General features: G+C 41.0%; 18 protein-coding genes. 8 read left to right on the plus strand and 10 right to left on the minus strand.

Translation table 11 applies throughout. The annotated features are described in order from the left end of the window. Positions 1-520 precede the first annotated feature (520 nt). The 4 genes from AC5JL8_RS26030 to AC5JL8_RS26045 all read right to left on the minus strand — a co-directional run bounded on the left by AC5JL8_RS26030 (position 521) and on the right by AC5JL8_RS26045 (position 4,888). Entirely contained in the window at positions 521-1,171 is a 651-nt protein-coding gene (locus tag AC5JL8_RS26030) for a sigma-70 family RNA polymerase sigma factor (protein WP_495882574.1), read from the minus strand. Positions 1,172-1,424: 253 nt separating this feature from the next. After that, positions 1,425-2,801, minus strand: coding sequence for a DUF2330 domain-containing protein (locus AC5JL8_RS26035; protein WP_495882575.1), 1,377 nt, complete (start codon positions 2,799-2,801; stop codon positions 1,425-1,427). A gap of 101 nt (positions 2,802-2,902) precedes the next feature. Then, positions 2,903-3,733, minus strand: a complete 831-nt coding sequence (locus AC5JL8_RS26040; protein WP_495882576.1) for an RnfABCDGE type electron transport complex subunit D — start codon at positions 3,731-3,733, stop codon at positions 2,903-2,905. A 255-nt stretch (positions 3,734-3,988) separates the two neighbouring features. Further along, complete coding sequence (locus AC5JL8_RS26045) at positions 3,989-4,888, minus strand: ferritin-like domain-containing protein (protein WP_495882577.1); 900 nt, start codon at positions 4,886-4,888, stop codon at positions 3,989-3,991. A 464-nt stretch (positions 4,889-5,352) separates the two neighbouring features. Between AC5JL8_RS26045 and gifA the strand changes: the two genes are divergently transcribed. After that, positions 5,353-5,553, plus strand: coding sequence for a glutamine synthetase inactivation factor IF7A (gene gifA / locus AC5JL8_RS26050; protein ID WP_495882578.1), 201 nt, complete (start codon positions 5,353-5,355; stop codon positions 5,551-5,553). 373 nt (positions 5,554-5,926) lie between these two features. On the opposite strand, the gene glnA is transcribed toward gifA, so the two are convergent. Beyond that, positions 5,927-7,342: a type I glutamate--ammonia ligase gene (glnA, locus tag AC5JL8_RS26055; protein WP_495882579.1), complete on the minus strand. Its 1,416-nt coding sequence runs from the start codon at positions 7,340-7,342 to the stop codon at positions 5,927-5,929. A gap of 358 nt (positions 7,343-7,700) precedes the next feature. Here glnA and apcB point away from each other — a divergent pair, with 358 nt between their 5' ends. Beyond that, positions 7,701-8,210 carry an allophycocyanin subunit beta gene (gene apcB / locus AC5JL8_RS26060; protein WP_495882580.1) on the plus strand — a complete coding sequence of 170 codons (510 nt, stop codon included), beginning with the start codon at positions 7,701-7,703 and terminating at the stop codon, positions 8,208-8,210. Between the two features lie 480 nt (positions 8,211-8,690). Here apcB and AC5JL8_RS26065 read toward each other — a convergent pair whose 3' ends face one another. Next, positions 8,691-9,176: a hypothetical protein gene (locus AC5JL8_RS26065; protein ID WP_495882581.1), complete on the minus strand. Its 486-nt coding sequence runs from the start codon at positions 9,174-9,176 to the stop codon at positions 8,691-8,693. Between the two features lie 167 nt (positions 9,177-9,343). On the opposite strand from AC5JL8_RS26065, the gene AC5JL8_RS26070 reads away from it, so the two are divergent. Next, positions 9,344-10,162: a TlyA family RNA methyltransferase gene (locus tag AC5JL8_RS26070; RefSeq protein WP_495882582.1), complete on the plus strand. Its 819-nt coding sequence runs from the start codon at positions 9,344-9,346 to the stop codon at positions 10,160-10,162. Here AC5JL8_RS26070 and AC5JL8_RS26075 read toward each other — a convergent pair. The 3 genes from AC5JL8_RS26075 to AC5JL8_RS26085 form a co-directional block, all read right to left on the minus strand. Continuing rightward, complete coding sequence (locus tag AC5JL8_RS26075) at positions 10,159-10,440, minus strand: Calvin cycle protein CP12 (RefSeq protein ID WP_495882600.1); 282 nt, start codon at positions 10,438-10,440, stop codon at positions 10,159-10,161. The two genes, AC5JL8_RS26070 and AC5JL8_RS26075, sit on opposite strands and share 4 nt — an antisense overlap. Positions 10,441-11,040: 600 nt before the next feature. Then, positions 11,041-12,396 (minus strand): GTP-binding protein, encoded by a 1,356-nt coding sequence (locus AC5JL8_RS26080; RefSeq protein ID WP_495882601.1) that lies wholly within the window; start codon positions 12,394-12,396, stop codon positions 11,041-11,043. A gap of 227 nt (positions 12,397-12,623) precedes the next feature. After that, a complete protein-coding gene (locus tag AC5JL8_RS26085) occupies positions 12,624-13,019 on the minus strand; it encodes a hypothetical protein (RefSeq protein WP_495882583.1) in 396 nt (131 codons plus the stop codon). Between the two features lie 144 nt (positions 13,020-13,163). Here AC5JL8_RS26085 and AC5JL8_RS26090 point away from each other — a divergent pair, with 144 nt between their 5' ends. The 5 genes from AC5JL8_RS26090 to AC5JL8_RS26110 all read left to right on the plus strand — a co-directional run bounded on the left by AC5JL8_RS26090 (position 13,164) and on the right by AC5JL8_RS26110 (position 15,660). Further along, positions 13,164-13,709 (plus strand): DUF1349 domain-containing protein, encoded by a 546-nt coding sequence (locus AC5JL8_RS26090; protein WP_495882584.1) that lies wholly within the window; start codon positions 13,164-13,166, stop codon positions 13,707-13,709. A 46-nt stretch (positions 13,710-13,755) separates the two neighbouring features. Further along, a complete protein-coding gene (locus tag AC5JL8_RS26095; protein ID WP_495882585.1) occupies positions 13,756-14,196 on the plus strand; it encodes a GNAT family N-acetyltransferase in 441 nt (146 codons plus the stop codon). A gap of 176 nt (positions 14,197-14,372) precedes the next feature. Further along, a complete protein-coding gene (locus tag AC5JL8_RS26100) occupies positions 14,373-14,648 on the plus strand; it encodes a hypothetical protein (RefSeq protein ID WP_495882586.1) in 276 nt (91 codons plus the stop codon). A gap of 55 nt (positions 14,649-14,703) precedes the next feature. Beyond that, positions 14,704-15,060, plus strand: a complete 357-nt coding sequence (locus AC5JL8_RS26105) for a hypothetical protein (RefSeq protein WP_495882587.1) — start codon at positions 14,704-14,706, stop codon at positions 15,058-15,060. A 126-nt stretch (positions 15,061-15,186) separates the two neighbouring features. Continuing rightward, positions 15,187-15,660: a hypothetical protein gene (locus AC5JL8_RS26110; RefSeq protein ID WP_495882588.1), complete on the plus strand. Its 474-nt coding sequence runs from the start codon at positions 15,187-15,189 to the stop codon at positions 15,658-15,660. Positions 15,661-16,455: 795 nt separating this feature from the next. On the opposite strand, the gene AC5JL8_RS26115 is transcribed toward AC5JL8_RS26110, so the two are convergent. After that, positions 16,456-18,051: a DVUA0089 family protein gene (locus tag AC5JL8_RS26115; RefSeq protein WP_495882589.1), complete on the minus strand. Its 1,596-nt coding sequence runs from the start codon at positions 18,049-18,051 to the stop codon at positions 16,456-16,458. Between the last annotated feature and the right edge of the window lie 326 nt (positions 18,052-18,377).

Genomic DNA, 18,377 nt, shown 5'->3' on the forward strand with positions numbered 1-18,377 from the left:
AGCACTAATCATGTATTTCTCTCAAAAACTAGTGCAATCGCCATTTTTTGTCTCAGATAGGCGATCGCTTAATTCTATATCTGACAGTGCTATGGGTAACATAGCAATTACCAGGATTTACTAGATGAAGTTTCTAAGCTAATCGATTTTAGTAGTATAAATATGTAGACGTAAAGGTAAAATTACTGATTTAAAAAAACTTAAAGATTGTTTGGTCATTGTCAACCTCCTGCTTTTAGCTTTTAACTTCCAGCTAAAGCAGATATCAAAGTAACCTATTGCCAGAAACAGCAGTTTATAGTTAGGTCGATAGCGATCGCATCTCAACAAGGGAGATGATGCGTCTTAACAGTATGTTGTGACTGGGCTGGGGAGATGATTTGTAGAATATGGTTGCAATATTTGTTCTTGAACCACTGATTGAACTACGGATTACGTAGTCGCGTAGCGGCTTGCCGTAGGCTAGCGCAGCTTCCCGCAGGGTATTATCAATTACTAATTACTTTGACTTTTTCTATCTTCATAAATACCCCTCGGCTTCTGCAAATTTACGCAAGCGTGGTAAACACTGGCGCTGATAAAAGCTGCTTAATGTAGGAATTGCCAAACCGAATTCCTTAGACAATTCTTTCCAACTAGCTTCTGGGGGTAAACGTTTTAAAATTAATACCTGACAATTTACGTCTGGACGCCCTTTAATAAAAGTGTTGCGTAGTTCTCCTTGAGAATCTGTTTCAGCCCATACCCGGACGTTCTCTAAAATAGGAGGTGCTTCAGGAGTAGCAGCCAGATTATCTACAGGATCAATAGTATTACTATTATTGCCAGAACCAGACTGGTATAACTTTAGAGGCACTTTGATAACTTGTTCCCGTTGCTGGTTGAGGTAAAAATCTTGTAGTCTGCGTTTCAAGTAGGCATTTAGCCAGGTTACGACAGTACCATAAGTCGGGTCATAAGCTTGGCCTGTTGTAGCTTTGCAAATGTTGCGACAGAAATACAACCAAGTTTGTTGTAGTGCGTCTTGATAGTAGGGAGTACTTTCCCTCCAGAGTCTACTTGCAGTCAAGCGAATGATTTGCGTGAGCAGCTTCTGACGCTGAGGACTTCCAGGTGGGTTTTCACAGGCTTGGGCAACTAAGGAGCGTAGCTGTTCATCCAATTCAACCATGACAATCTGGGCGAAAAAAGCAAGAATATCTTAGTATTGCGTATAAAAATGTTCTAGAGTATTACCCTTTGTCGTGATTAAGTCTCTTGCCTATGTTTTTTTGTCAATCTTGGCGGGGCTTCCAAATAAAAAAATATCCCATCGCGTTTAGGGCAGGGGAACAGGGGGAGGAACAGTCGTGTTGAGTCCAAAAATTTGGATAATTTATTTTTTGGAGTTCCTTATACAAATCTCTCCCCTGCTTCCTATCTATCTATAACCCCAGCCAGGAAAAGAAGTTTTCCCACCAAGAACTTGTAAGATGTCCTACAGTCAACTTCATCTTTTGGCGGATTTCTTGAATATTCCAGTTGGTTAGCTTGGCTAGAGTTTGCGCTTCTTGTTCAAAACGCTTAGGCAATGACCGCTTATATTCTCGACCAGCTTGGCACTTAGCTTCGCCCGTGAACGGATGTTGTAAGATGTAACGCCCTTGGAAAGATTCCCGGTTGGAAGTTTCGTGAAACATCAAATCTTCAGGAAATTTGTTGCGCGTGTAGCGAATATGCAGACGACTGATGTAGACGTTACTGCTAGGAAGGGGACGACGAAAGCCTGCTGGTGTAGGCATATTACTAGAAGAATTATTATCCAGCCAAAATACACCTGCTTGTTTGAGTTCCTCTAAAGATAAAGGTTCGGCAGAACAAGGATCGCAACTGCCCATATCCCATGCATATTCCAAAAAGGCAACTTTCCGGTCTTCTTTAGTGTAGGCAGTTTGGAACATGGACTTATAGAATTCGCCAAATTCATCTTTAACAAATAAAGGAATGTTAGTGTCAGAGGGGATTTTTACCGTCCGGTAGTTGGTGGTTTCTGCTTGTCCTTTAGGCGATAGAATGTAGACAATTACATCCTGCTCAGTGGTGGCGTTGATCATGCCTAAACGAATTGGCAGCATGAACTTGGGTGACTTGTAGGAAATTTGTAGGGGACGGAGTAACTGGTAACCAGATTCCTCAAATTTATCTAGGTTGACTTTGGCAACAAAGAATTTCATGGAGGAGCGAATGTAGGGCTTAAGCAAATCTTTCGCTCCTTTGGGAATTTTGTAACCATTGCGATTTAGCCAGGTTTCCAATCCGCCAGATTCTTTAGCACTCAAGATTACAATGTCGTATTCGCCAACGTTGAAACGCGCCTCGACAGTTACACCTAAACTATCAGCACCCCTCCTCCTACCCCCTGCTTCATTTCTGGCTGATGGTGCTGCTGCTGCTTGCGGTTTGTCATATTCATAAAGTTGGGCACAGGGATCTGAGTCGAAATATTCTACTAATCGCGGCGCACTAAAAGCGTCTAGACGCTCGATAATCTTGGGTTCGGCAACGCGAACTTGCTCTTTTTGCAGCACGGTTGGTACAGGGACAACGATCGCAAAATCTTTAACTTCTCCTTGAAAATCGTTTGCCATTGTGAGGACGGTGCGATCGCCATCCCGTGCAATGATTACTTGAGAAGCTTTGTTATAAAGCTTTGTATCAGCTTTGGAAACATAAAATCCGCAGAATGCCCAAGCTGTGGGCACAAAGCAGAAGACAGCTATCAATATCACCAGTATTGGGATAAAAAATTTTAAAGGTTTCATTTTATTCCTCAAGGATTTTAAAAATTTGGGTATTGGGTATTGGGTATTGGGTATTAGGCATGGGGCATTGGGGATTAGGTAAATTGCCCAGTCCCTAATCCCTAGTCCCCAGTCTCTAGTCCCCAGTCCCCAGCCCCCACTTCCTCGTCTTCCTGTGACCAGGAATATTCGGGAGCTAACCAAAGGGCATCTAGCAGTATGGTCAATGGAGCCAAAATAAATAATGCCCAAAAAACTGCTGTGGAGATAAAGAAATAATTCCGCAGGATAAAAGTAACTATGGCTATGCACAACGCCCAAACTATACGCCCAATTCGGGCATTGGGAATTGAGCGAGGATCTGTGACCATAAACAGAGCAAATAAGAGCAAAGATCCGCTCATCAAACGATGGCAGTAAACATCCCAAGTCCAGCCCAACCAGAGATTACGTATTGCTTCTAGCAGTGAATAAGCACCCAAAAAGGTGGCTGTAGTGTCCCAGCGACCAACGCGCTGTAAAATCATGCCGCCAGTCCCAACAAATAACAGCCCATACCACCAATCCTCACCCCACTGTCCTGGTGAAACCCAGGCATCTGATGTGAGTAGCAAGGCGGTAATGATGCCAAAATTAGCAGGATTGAAGAAATGTTTATCACCGAATCGGAAGATAAATTTGCTGGTGATCGCACTTGCTGCTGCCAAGGCCATCGTTGTCCAGTTATCAGCCCGCAATAATAAGCTGAGTCCCAATGAGGTAATTAAGGCACTACGAACATTAATCATTTGTTCTTTGCCAATGATTAATGAAAAAATCCATTGAGTTGATAGACAAGTAGCGATCGCCACCCCAATCAACTCCGGTCGCAGTGTCCAGTCCCTTGTACCAATTCCCAAAACTAGGAACAAGGAGAGAAATAGAATTTGATAATCTCGAATATCCTTAAGCACATTACCCGTCTATTCAGGGATTACCCTGAGATTTTTCACCAATCTAGACGCGTACAGGCTGAAATATTATTGTTGTTACAGATTTTGTTACAAATTGCATTTTGCGTCAGATATTAATTTCGGCAAAAAAAATAGGTAAGGCATATGCCCTACCTAGTAGTCTGCTAAATCAAAATTAATGAGTGTAGACCGACACAAAGCCGTAGAAACTAATAGACACGGAGAACCAGAAAATTAAATTTCCTCCCGTCCTCTTCAAGCTGTGGTTTTTTTGCTGTTATTTTCTTTGCCCTTAATACCGTTGAGGAACATTGGCACAAACTTCTCCATAAATGCTTGAGGATCGCGCTGCCAAGCTTTTTGTGCTACCTGAATCCTAGTAAACTGCAACTCTGGCGCTAATAAGGTTTGTGGTAAGCGCTCCATTAGATACTGGGGACGTTGCCAAACGGGCATGGTATTTGCCACTTCTACCAGTTTGGCAACCCGCCGCAGTTCTGCACCTAGAGTGATATCCATTCCCGATTCAAATGCCGCTTGTTCAATTGCCGCATACTTTTGCTTGGCTTGCTCAACTTTTTGCCGATGTTCTGGACTTTTATCTGCTATTTGTGCTAACCAACGGTTACCCCAGCGGACGTGTCCTGCTTCCTCTGGCAGAATTTTTTCAATGGTTTCGCGGATTTTAATATTTTCTTCTGTTTGCGGTGCTTGCTTGAGGGCGTAAATGTGGGCTGAGAAATACTCACAGCCTCTTTTTTCGGTAATGTTAATCGCTGCCAACGCTGCAATAATACCGTCCTCTAGGTTATTTTTTGCATCCAAATATTCTTTATCTAAAAGACGATCAAATTCATCGATATAGGAAGACCCAGGGGGAGTTCCGACATCAGCTCCCAAATCTACCAGCAAATCAGTTAGCCACATGGCATGACGAGCTTCATCCGAGACATGGTGAGACAAATCCCGCACTAGTTCCCGTGGCTGTCCATTGAGTTTTTCAATTACCTCAGTCAGGTCTTTGCAACTGCGTTGCTCGCTGTAGCGGTAACGGTTGAGGGTAATCAGATGAAGTTCGCGATCGCGTACTACCTGTTTGAGGATATCCCTCGCACTCATCGCATTCTGAAATTTCCGTGGGTAAGTAACTGTCATAGTTTTATGAAGTTTTATAAAGTTTGTTTTCGCTATTTTTGATGGTAACTTAATTTCTCTCTACTACAGCGCTAGCGCTGGCTCACCCAAAAAGTCATTTTTAGAATTTAGGTAAATCGCTCAAATCACCTGAATGTAAGCATTTTGCATAAGTATGAGGGAGGTTTATGGTCTCTGATTCCTCAAATCTAAATAAGCGTAACTAATAAATAATCAATCTAGTGGTAGGTGTATCTCTCCAACTGATACCAACCTGAAGAAAGATGTCTAATTCAATTGCTAGGTGAGCTAAGTCAAAGGAGTTCTTCGTCGCTTTGTGTTGAAGGAAAATATCAAAATTAGAAAAGATTAAGTTTTGTTACTAAAAAGCATTTTGTAACTTTAGCTACAGAATTTCATGCTATATTAATTATCGAAAGAGTAAATCAATCATCTATAACTAAAAGCTTAGGGAGAACCATAGTATGTCTATTCAAGAGAAATCTCGTGCAATCATGGCGCGTCAATATCAAGAAGTCAAGAATCGTCAACAATCGATGCTGATGCGTAGCGCACAGGAGCTAGGTCTTCCTGAAGAAGTATCCCATTACTGGAACCCCATTCAAGGTAAGATTGACCCTACCACACGGGTAATTTATGGCAGCAGCCACGCTGCTATGAGTTAGGCTGTAAGAAATCTTAACTGAATTTTTTTAAGTTAGAACTTATACACCATGAATGAGAAATCAGGTGTTTCAGCCTTAATACATGGATAAACTCCCCCTTCCACAAAGGGGGTTTTGCATCAGTCCAGTAATGAACTCTAAAAAAAAGCCACCCTATAGGGTGGCAAAAAAAATTACAAGTAAAGCGTGACAGCAAGAATTATCAAGTTGCAACAATAGGTGGAAAACTTAACTTATAAGCTTTCTTTCCTTCTGCCCTCTGAATTGAAAGAGTGCTGAGTTGAGAGTTCTGAGTTGAGAGTAAAAATATTAGTTCCCAGTTCCCAGTCCCCTGTACCCAATCCCCAGTCCCTTCTGGCACTAGTTATGGCAATTAGCAATCGTAATAAAGGTAAAACTCATAGGGATGAGGACGCAGTTGTAATTGCTCAACTTCGTTAGCCAACTTGTAGTCAATCCAGTTTTCGATGAAGTCTTCCGTGAACACGCCTGTTTCTGTCAAGAAAGCGTGGTCATTTTCTAATGCTCCCAATGCTTTATCTAGAGAGCCTGGAGTGGAAGGAACTTTTGCCAGTTCTTCCGGAGAGAGTTCATAGATATTTCTATCTAAGGGTTCACCGGGATGGATTTTGTTCTTGATGCCATCGAGACCAGCACAAAGCATGGCAGCAAATGCCAAGTAGGGGTTAGATGTAGCGTCTGGACAACGGAACTCTAACCGTTTAGCTTTGGGGTTTGTGCCAGAAAGAGGAATCCGAACAGAAGCAGAACGGTTACCTTGGGAGTAAGCCAAGTTAACAGGTGCTTCATAACCAGGCACTAGGCGCTTGTAAGAGTTGGTAGTGGGGTTGGTGATTGCTAACAGTGCTGGCGCGTGTTTGAGGATACCGCCAATGTAGTACAGCGCCATTTCGCTCAAACCAGCATACTTATCGCCTGCAAATAGAGGTTTGCCATCCTTCCAGATAGACTGGTGAGTGTGCATCCCAGAACCGTTATCGCCAAACAGTGGTTTGGGCATGAAGGTAACGGTTTTGCTGTATTTCTTGGCAACGTTCTTGATGACATATTTGTAAGTCATCAACCAGTCAGCAGCTTCGATTAGCTTACCAAAGCGGAAACCTAGTTCACACTGACCACCAGTGGCAACTTCGTGGTGTTGTTTTTCAATGGGTACGCCGCAAGCCGCCATTGTCAGCAGCATTTCTGTACGCATATCTTGGAAGGTATCCGTTGGTGCAACTGGGAAGTAACCTTCTTTAAAGCGTGGCTTGTAAGCTAGGTTGGGGCCTTCATCTTTACCAGAATTCCAACGACCTTCTACAGAGTCTACGTAGTAGTAGCCTGCGTTGGCGGTTTGGTCAAAGCGCGCATCATCGAAGATGAAAAACTCGGCTTCTGGGCCAAAAAATGCTGTGTCACCAAGACCAGTAGAAACTAAGTAATCTACGGCTTTTTGGGCAATCACGCGAGGACAACGGCTATACCACTCGCCTGTGCGGGGTTCTTTAATGCTACAAATTATACTTAGCGTTGGCTCTTTCATGAACGGGTCGATCCAGGCAGTGTTTGGATCAAGCACCATTGTCATGTCTGATTCTTCGATGCCTTTCCAACCCCGAATACTGGAACCGTCGAAAGGTACGCCCTCAGTGAATGAACTTTCATCGATTTGGTTGTAGTACATGGTGAGATGTTGCCATGTCCCTGGTGTATCGATGAATTTCAGATCAATCATCTGAATTTTTTGGTCTTGAATCAGTTTCAAGACTTCTTGTGGGGTTGTCATTGTTACTCCTTCTCTGCCAATTAAATAAACTCAAACTAGAATCTTCAACGCCTGCTGACCCTGCTGAGCTGAACCCAATTGTGACACACCTGGAATATCCTAAGGATAGGAGATTAGAGAAATTTGTAGTTTTTGTTACAGATCGTCTGGTTTACAGCTTATATTAACCTTTCCCTAACATCTGTACAAAACTCGAACATATCATCTCAGAGGGGGCAACTTTGGCATAGAATCCTTAAGTAGCGGATAGATTGTTTTGTGCCGAATCTATATTGTAATTGGCACAAAAAATTACTGGTGCATGAAAGCAGCCAAATTAATATCAAACCATAGATAGTAATGATTGGGAGAAAAAGGAATGCGCGATGCAGTAACAAGCTTAATTAAGAATTATGACGTAGCTGGACGGTATTTTGATCGCAATGCGATCGATAGCCTTAAATCATACTTTGAAAGTGGTACATCACGAGTACAAGCAGCAGGAGCAATCAATTCTAATGCAGCTGCAATTGTCAAGCAGGCTGGTTCCAAATTATTTGAAGAACAGCCAGAGTTGATTCGCCCAGGCGGAAATGCTTACACGACTCGTCGTTATGCAGCTTGTCTGCGGGATATGGATTACTACTTGCGCTATGCTACCTATGCGCTGGTTGCTGGCAACACCAATGTGTTAGATGAGCGGGTACTACAAGGGCTGCGGGAAACTTACAATTCTTTAGGCGTGCCTATTGGCCCCACGGTTCGCGGAGTTCAAATTATGAAGGATATTGTCAAAGAACAAGTTGCAGCCGCAGGTGTGGCTAATGCTGCCTTTGTGGATGAACCGTTTGACCATATCACTCGTGAGTTAAGTGAAACCGATATTTAGACATTAGGGGCAGGCAAGATTTCTACCCCTATAAAAATATCAAAAGCGCGCCCTCCTTTGGGCACGCTTCGCTAATGCACTTGAAATGTTTTGCCAAGAATTATTGTCTAACGACAAGTCTTTTTTCTACAAAGACGCGATCGCCTACAGCACTGGTGTTTGCGTTGCGTCTCCGACAGTAGAAGCCAATCGTAAATAGGTACTTTAGTAGAGCTTCTAATTTTGCCGAATTATACCGCTTCTCGATTATATGTAATACACTTTGAAGAAAAAATTTAAATATTTATAGTATTCTAAAATAAGTCTGCATTTGTCAAGAAGTAATTATGCTTAAAAACTTTGCAGAAAGTAAAATAATCTGATATATCACTTTTTTGTGTAAGGGTCAATAAGTGTTAGATTATGTTACAAAAATCTGCCAAAATTGTTACTGTCATAACAAATTTATGGTAGTTTTAAGCAAGATTACTTATTTATAAATTAGTGATATTCGATTATTGATGGCTCTTCAGGAATGAATCTGGAAGTATAATTCGACTTTTTACCTAAAGCTTTCAAAGAGGCGATCGCAATAGGAGTTTTTAGCTGTTTCAACTCTTGTAATTCCCAAAAAATTGCCCAAGTAGGTTTGTCAGTTGCAGTAGCTGGCGGACGAAACTTAGCTTTACCTGGATATCTGCCATTACGAGAATTTACATGACCAATGTATAAACCCTGCCAAGATACTTCTGAGTGTAGAGGTTGGTCGCCATCTGAGTGCGAAGCATAAATTAATACTTCTACAGCTTTACCTCCTCGTAATTCATCTGCTTTGCGAAATACCTCAAAAGCCATGCTACCGAAAGCGACTTTTATTATTTCTTCATCGCTTGATTCATCTTCTAGCTTGGCTATTGTCTCGACTGCCGAAATTAAGTGCATTTCCGGAACAGCTGCGAGAATCGCAAAAGATTGTGTTTTAGCCATGTTCTGTTCCCATATATTAACTTTGCAATTATATTTACATTTATGGTCGCAGTACTAAATTTTGGCAGAATTGGATAAGATGAAACCAACTGCGATCGCCTCAAATCCGGCACAATAGAAGTTGCTCACGATCATTTGGCTGTAACGCCACTGCAAAAGCAAGTTAATTGGCTAAACAACGACTCGACACACTTTTAGTAGAAAGAAATTTGTGTTCTTCTCGCGCCTTAGCGCAAAGGCTCATCCAGGCGGGAGAAGTGACCGTTAATCAGCAGGTTGTTGATAAGCCTGGTACAGAAGTTGATATTTTATCTCAAATTCAGATTAAGGAGCGATCGCGGTTTGTTTCCAGAGGTGGGGAAAAACTCGCTAAAGCTTTAGAAATTTTTGCAATTCCCGTAACCGAACGTATTTGTTTAGATGGTGGGATTTCTACAGGTGGCTTTACTGATTGTCTGCTACAAGCTGGAGCTAAAAAAGTTTACGGTATTGATGTTGGTTACGGACAAGTTGATTGGCGGTTGCGGAATGATCCGCGGGTAATTTTGCGAGAACGTACTAATTTACGACAACTACAGCCTCAACAGTTGTATGCTGAGGCTGCTCCTATGCCTGATTTGGCAGTGGTGGATGTGTCGTTTATTTCCTTAAGCAAGATTTTGCCAGCTTTGTGGCAGCTAACTCAACCTCCACGAGAAGCAGTATTGCTAGTGAAACCACAGTTTGAAGTTGGCAAATCTCGTGTGGGGAAAAAAGGCGTGGTGCGCGATTCTAACGACCAAGCAGACGCGATTTTCCAGGTGTTACAAGCGGCTCAAGCATTAGGATGGCAATACAAAGGCTTAACTTGGTCGCCAATTACTGGGCCAGCTGGAAATATCGAATATCTTTTATGGTTGAAAATGGAAAGTGAAACACCATCGCCAGATTTGGAACTAATTAAGCAAATCACTAAATCAGCAACAGCCGATTTACGGGAGAGTTAAACGTCGTAGATTAGACACTCAACGGCTTCTGGATTTTGATCGCAGTAAGTTTCCAAAGAGTTTTTTCTTTGTTTAGCCTGCTTTTGATGTGCTTTCTCGGCTTGCAATTCTTCTACAATGTCCCAGGCTACAGCACAGTTAGCAGAATTACTACCGCTTGTGTCACAGGTAGTGCGAGCTTCTGCGATCGCTTCTAAAATAGCTTGCTCAATAGTTTTAGTTCCATTCTGTCCATTAGTAACAGCAGCCTGATGAACTACTTCTAAGCTTGTCTGCATGATAGTTTTACCTTTTTGTACTGATATCGACATTAGACCTAACTCAGTGCTGAGTTGTGAGTGAGTAGAGTAATGAATCTTTTGCTCGATACTCGTTACTCATAACTGTCTTAGCACTCGCTACATAACCCGTTTAACTTAGTACTCAGCGCTCTTCATTACCAGCTTCATCTGAGTCAGGAGCTTATACTTTTAGTGTAGATAAGCTTTCTCAAGAATGCGGTGGTAAAGACCGTCATTTGACTGGCACAATTTGAGCGGGAATCTCCCTCTTGTTATCTTCGATGCAAAAGACTATGAAAGTTTTGCTAGTGGCAATTGCTAGCTAAGACTAATCATGTTTTCAATTTTGCATTTCAGATTGAGAGTGTAGAAAAATTCTCTAGAAGTTGATTATTAGGGTAACAAATGGGAAGTTAGTTTTTAGTTACTCTTGATACTTTTTTTAATTGAGCATGATTTTATGGTGGCAAATATACTAATTCGTAATTCATAATTAGTAATTTAAAAAAGTGAAAGTTACTTCATAAAGTAAATCTCAACTTTTTCAAATATATTAACTCAGTGTTACATAACGTTATTTAATTATTTGCGAGTTGCTCAAAACTCTCCAAAATTTCCGCCTAACTCTTGGCGTAAACGATAAACAATTGTGTTCGGTTCCACTTGAGAGAGGATTTCTTGAATTACAGTGCTAGCGCCTAATTGCCCCCAAGTGCAACCTTTTTCGAGATATACTTGTGCAGCTTTACCTACAGCGTAGGCTCCATAACCAGCAATTCCAGCTTGGGCGATCGCACTACCAGCATAAGCAGTAATATTTGTCGGATTATCACCACTAGTTAAAGCCGCAGTACTTTTGCCTAATCCTAATAGAAAACTACTACCTAATTCACTAAGTAATAAGCCACCAGAACTCAATAAAATGGTTTTTAAAATCTTTCCGGCTTCATAGTTAGTAACAGGCAAACCATACAACCGTGCTAGAGAACGAATTAATACTAAATCAGCAACAGTACCGCCAAGAATATCTAAGAAAGCGATAGGATTTAGTCCTACTGCCAAAGCTTTATATTTTGTAAATTGCCAAATAATTTCTTCAGCTTCTTGTTCGCGGACATCAAGAGTTTTTTGAGCGATCGCCGTTTCTGCTTGTCGTGCTTGGATGAGTGCATTTAAAGCCAGAAGCGATCGCCCTTCACGATTGAGAATATTCAGAATTGTTTGTTTTAGTTCATCGACTTGAGTAGGTGGAGTCTCCCATTCGTAACTAACACGACCATCAGGCCACTCAACCCGCACTTCCATTGGTGCAGGTTCCGCCGCCACCATGACAATTTCATCAGGTAGTAAAGGCTTGGCTTGAGGGTTTCCTGCACCCAATTGTTGCAAATTCTGATAAATTGCTGCTCTATCTGTATCTGGGTAAAGGTCTATCTTGTTAAATACCAAAATCAGCGGTTTTTGTGACTGACGCAATTCTAGTAAAGCTTGATACTCTGTGCGGGTGATATCACCAGATACTACAAATAAAATTAAATCAGCTTGCCGGGCTACTTCTCGCGCCATTTGTGCCCGTGAATCACCCTCAATTTCATCTAATCCAGGCGTATCAATTAATTCTACCTGTACCTTACCTCCTGGTTGCCACCGCACAGAACGGGGCCATTGAGTTACACCATTTAAGGGGCCAGTTTGGAGAATTTTATCTCCCAGCAAGGCATTCAACACTGCCGACTTTCCACGGCTGACCAAACCAAAAGCCGCAATTCTAATCACATTAGAGTCTAGCTTGTTGAGCATGGAATTCAAAGCTTCCAATTCCGGCTTCACCGAACCTGCCAATTCTGGATTTGATGATAGCTGTCCTGATTTACGAAGATATCCATACCAAGATACAGCTTGTCGGAGACTAGCACGGGCACGGTTTAAATGAGTTTCTTGCAAATTACGCACTGGGTTGGCTTGAGTCAAGGTGAGATAGAAAACACTTACATCTCTATTTTTATCTAAATTTTCATGCCACCTTGTCGTAAAAGTTAACAAAATTGTTCAAAAAATGGCTGAGAGTTTTACCGCCTACCATTAGACAATGTGTACTAGCCATTTTCAAAGGGGAATCAATCATTTGTTTGAGTAGTTCTTGCGGTGTTGCTCAGGATGCCAAAAAGTCTTTAAAGTCATCACCATACCAATGACTGGATTGCGTAAATCGTGAGATACCGCATGGAGAAAACCAGTAATTGTTGACGTAATTCAAATTCACGTTGCAGCGATCGCTCATATAAAAATACGCCAATATCGGCTACTAAGCAAATTAAGAATGTATAAAATCTACCCAAGGCATAAGTAGCAGAGACAATCACATTCGGATCGCGCCAACCGAACAGCAGCGCGATCGCAAAATATCCAATTACAGTCACTTGCGATAGAAGATGCGATCGCCAATGCACAGGAATTAAAATGGCTTGAATCGCATAAAATAAAATCCACATATCTCCATCAAAACTCGCTTTTCCTCGCAAGGTGGCGATGATTTGAGACGGCATCAACACCAACCCACCCAACAGCAGAAACATCCGTTCTGGGTATCAGAAAGCAAGCCACAAAAGTACAACACCCAATGGCTATTATTTCAAAAATCAACCTGCCATACGTTTTGGGCAAAGTTAGTGGGGACTAACATATATTTGTATTCTGTTGTTACTGTTAATCCAAAATTTATGACTCAAATGAAGTGGTACAACCAACCTTCAACTTGGAACGAGCAAGCAGAAGTTATTTACGTTAACGCAGATGCAAAGACCGATTTTTGGCAAAAGACTCACTATAACTTCATGCGCGATAACGGCAACTTTTACTATCAGGAAGTAACGGGTAATTTTACGGTTGAGGTAAAAGTTATAGGACAGTATCAAGCTTTATATGACCAAGCAGGATTGATGATTCGGGAGAATGAAAAAACTTGGCTCAAATGCGGGATTGAGTATGTTGAAGGTGTGCAAAACGTCAGCGCTGTAGTGACGCGAGATTATTCAGATTGGTCAGTAATCCCCCTATCACAACCACCAATTGCACTATGGATGCGGGTACAGCGTCGCTCAGAAACTGTAGAAGTGCAATATTCTCTAGATGGTGAAAATAATCAAATGCTGCGACTCGCATATCTCACCCATACTGAAACTGTACAGGTAGGACTAATGTGTGCTTCACCGCAGGGAGAAGGTTTTTTAGTTGCTTTTGAAGGTTTCAAAATTACTCAACCATAGCAGCATCACTAGATAACTATATCTGTAATCAAAGGTTGGTAAAACTATGATTAGAGCTTATCAAGACACTGATTTGGATGATGTAGTCAACGTTTGGTATGAAGCATCTAAAATTGCCCACAGTTTTATCTCAGAAGCAACTTTAACTTCACAAAAAGAAGTTGTAGTCAATACTTACATACCAATGGCAGAAATGTGGGTTGCTGAGGAAGATGGATGTATCGTCGCTTTTATTGCTTTGTTAGATAACTTGGTTGGTGGTTTGTTTGTGTCGTCAGAAAAGCAAGGCAAAGGGTACGGAACTCAGCTAATTGAATATGCTAAATCAACAATCAAAGGCAGTCTGTTAGTAGAGGTTTATAAAGAAAATTACAAGGCTCAACAATTTTACAAAAAATGTGGATTTATTTTGGCGGGAGAACGTTTAGATGAAAACACTAATTTTATCCTCTTAGCCATGAGTCTAAATATCAACAGTAACCATTGATTGGGAGCAAATCTAGTATGTAACTCAGGTGAATTAACTTCAGCGCAGTGATGTTTGCAATAAGTCCATGCTCATACACATTAATTTATCACCCGATTGGGTGAATCTAATGGAGGAAGCTCTAATCTTTTATTATCTTGTAATTTAAAATTATCCCTAAAAACTTTATTAATGCAATGAAACTCTCTAATATACTTAAACCAAGGCAAAATGTATCATTGCCGATACTTCTCACTCTTAATCAGAACCAATCTCTTCGCATACCACAATTAATAGATGAAGTGCAAGTATTATCAGGTGGTGCTTGGATAACTGTTGCAGGTCAAGATATTATCCTGACAAATCAAGAAATTACATCAATTCCACAGAGTAAAGATGGAGCAATAATTTCCCCTATTAGTCAAGAACCATTAGTATTTGAGTTGCGAACCAAGGAAGCAAGTCTCATTTAGTAATTTCTTGAGAATTTACATTATTCAGTCACAACCATATTAAGGAAGAAAACAAATGAATCTGACTTTCGCTAATGAAAATTTACAAATTGAATGGGAATGGTATGAACAATTATTGGCATTCAATTTTAACGGAGCTTTTGTGATTCCTCTCAATCATATAAAAGCAGTTTCGACTGCTCAACCAGAAAGTAGTTGGTTAGATATTCGTAACCCTGGTAGTTTTATTCCAGGGATAATTAAAGCAGGAAGTTACTACAGTAGCAAAGGTAAAGAATTTTGGTATGTAACGCAAGACCAACATTATTTAACTCTAGAACTCAAAGATGAATCTTTCAAACGAATAATTCTCACAATTGAGGAAAATCAAGTTTGGCTAGAAAGTATTAATCAGTATATATCAAATAAATAAATATTAGTGCAGGAGAAAAATAGAGGAGTTATGAACTCTATCAATTACAACACTAACCTTTGGAATAAAGTTCAAGATTTTGTCAATCAAAAAATGTAACTGAACAATCATCTATGGTATCGAAATATGACACAGAATAACAAGTCTAAACAATTGCGGCTATTAAATATTTTCGGATTAATGTCTGCTACTATCATCATGACATCGACATCAGTAGTAGCTCAAGGTTTAGAAAAACCAAATGTGCGGCTGAATGTTGAGCGTAAATCTGGAAGTTGCCCTACTAATGTAGGTTTATGGTGGTCGCTGCTTCCCTTAGAAGGAGGAGCAGATCATATTGTTGTAGCTGATACTAGACCTATTGCTAACTATGCCAAAGTTAGTCAATCTACTAAAAGATTAGTGGAATACGAAGCACCATTATTATCTAAATATGCTTCTTGTGTGGGAACAGCAAGCATGAATATGTATAGTTTCCAGTTCCGCGATGGTAAGGTTTATTTTCGCGTTAATTTAGTTTCTGGAGATGGCTACAGAGAAATTATTCATAAACAACTAGCTACCGGAAGGCCTTATGTGTTTTGGAAAGCAGCAGAGTAAAAATCTGCATTTAATCTATATGCCATCGCAAAAAAATAATTGTTTCATATTTTAACTGTACAATCGATGAAAATATTTTGGACTCCATTAGCTGCGTTAACAATACTCCTTTCTTCTCCAATAGCTTTGATGGTCAATAAGTACCAACACAAGAATTAACTTAGGTATCTCCCCATCGCCAAAATTTTAAATTTTAGTCAAATGCTAAACTGATTCATACATTAGATTTAAAACAGGTTTACCCTGATACTTCTTGCCCAATTATTTATAGAACCCATTTGGGATCTATACAACAGGTACTTGAAGCTTCTATAAGAAAGGCTAAGATGCAATTGGGTTAATCAATAAATGCAATCTCGATTAGAGAATTAAAACAGCTCATTTGCTAATTAGGTGAAAGGCATTTTTAACTAACTGGTTTTTCTCAAGTCAGTCAAAAACGCCATTAACTGCATATTGAAGCACCCGCAACATAGAGGTAACAACGGTATCAGTTGTTGGCAGTATCGTTTTTACAGATACATTGTCAGGCTGATATGAATGTCACGAGGATAAGCAGCGGGCTGGAGGCTGGGGGAGTAAAGAGTAATTACTAGTAACTCTTACTACTGCAATAACCTTGAATACACTTATTTATTTGCCTGCCTCTGCTCCCGCTGCCTGCTTCCGAGCGTGCCATTGCAGCCTGAGCTTACCATTCAACCGACGAATGGCATTTTTACTAGATAGTTGTAGAGAAAGCTTTTTAATGCGTGTGTATGTTTTCCCTAATCCTAGTAAAAACTAAGTGCCAAGTTAGGTAATAACTTGATTTTGAGGTACTTGAACGAAATCAAAGCCACTACTAAAATCTGAAATCGAAACCCCTTGAACAACCGCAATGATGTCGTTTTGAAAAGATATTGCCGTTCCTGATCCTAGATTAGTAGGCGAAGCACCTAAACTAAAGGGAGAAGTCGCCACACCATTTAGGTTAATCGTATAGCCTCCACTTGAAGAGCCACTACCTGTGAAACCGCCTTGTAACGAGCCAACTGAATCGTTATTAAAGCTAGAGATGGCTAAAAAGTAGTTACCTGTAAGTAATGATGCCTCAAGCGTGGATTGAAGAGTGCCGTTAGAGTCGTCGTTTTGTCCCACTAACAAGCCATTGGAGTCGAACAGGAACAACTGCGTGTCAAAGTTAGCTCCGCCGACTGTTGTAGCAGAAAAAGTTTCATTACCATTCAGCGTGATTTGAAACAAGTCAACATCATTAACATCAGAGATTGTACCAGTAATAGAGCCAAGCTTCCCCGCTCCTGCTGGAATTACTTGATTATCAAAAACAGACTGCCCTGCTTCCCCGCTCTCTGCCACATTAACAGTGACTGATGGTAATTCGATAATATCTTCGTTGATATTGAAATCTGTTATCAAGGCAAAGTCGCTTTGACCATTACCATCATAAAAAACTTCACTACCTGCTCCCAGAACAAAGGTATCACTTCCTACCCCGCCAGCTAAAGTATCAAGTTCGCCATTACCAAATCCAAATCCTGGGGCAAAAGGTTCAACACCAATCAAGCGATCATTGCCATTCCCACCTAATAGGGAATCGTTGCCAACTCCACCAATCAGTAAATCTCTACCATCTCCACCACTAAGGGTGTCATTTCCAATCCCGGTTCCACCAAAAAGTGTATCGTTGCCAATCCCGCCTTCGACAACATCATTTCCAGCATCACCGTTGAGTGCGTCGTTACCGCTGCCACCATAGATGTCGTCATTTCCAGTGCCCCCAAAAACTCGATCATTCCCCGCATCACCATAAATTATGTCTGCGCCATCCCCGCCATTAATATTGTCAGCTCCTGCATTACCATTGATCCAATCATTTCCCGCATCACCGAAAATTCGGTCTCCTCCATTGCCACCGATAATACGGTCATTGCCATCACCTCCATTGATTACATCAACACCATCGCCGCCATTAATAACGTCATTCCCGGCATCACCAAAGATTTGGTCATCACCACTCCCGCCTTCAATGTTGTCAATTCCGGCTCCAGCAACTATTAAGTCAGCCCCATTGCCACCAAAGATTTGGTCATCACCGGACAAAGCTATGATAATATCGTTGCCAGCTTGCCCAAAAATTTGGTCGCTCTCAGGCGTACCTGCGAGGAAATCGTCCTCAGGTTTACCAACAATTCGACCAGCCCCAGAACGAGGATCTGACTCTAGAATAGCTGTTTCCAATTGCCGAACTATAGTAGTTGAAATAGTGCCAGACCTGAGAAGATTATCTTGCACATTTCTAACTACCCTAACAGGGATGTCATTTGCCAGGACATTAGCATTTAGACCTGGAAGTACGTCTTCCTGAATTGATATTGGATTTACAGCCATATATTTTTCCTTTTAACTCAAAGTAATGATGTGATAGACCGATAGCAGATAAGTACATGGACATTAAAAGCAGCCAACCTTGGCAAAGCTGTTTTAGGACTATGCCACCCACACTGAAAGTCTTTGAGGCAAACAGATAACTTCCGGTTGGCTGTTTTTTCAGGTGGAGCTATTTAGAGACAATCTAATAAGTCCTAAAATCAACTTTTGGAACTTAAAGATTGAACATTAGATTGCCTAGAGTGATGAGAATATGGCCAATAAAAGTAAGCTATGAGCTAACTTTATTAGAGCAAAGGCATATTTTTCAAATTTCTAGGTACAGC

The sequence above is a fragment of the Mojavia sp. genome (genome assembly GCF_059505145.1).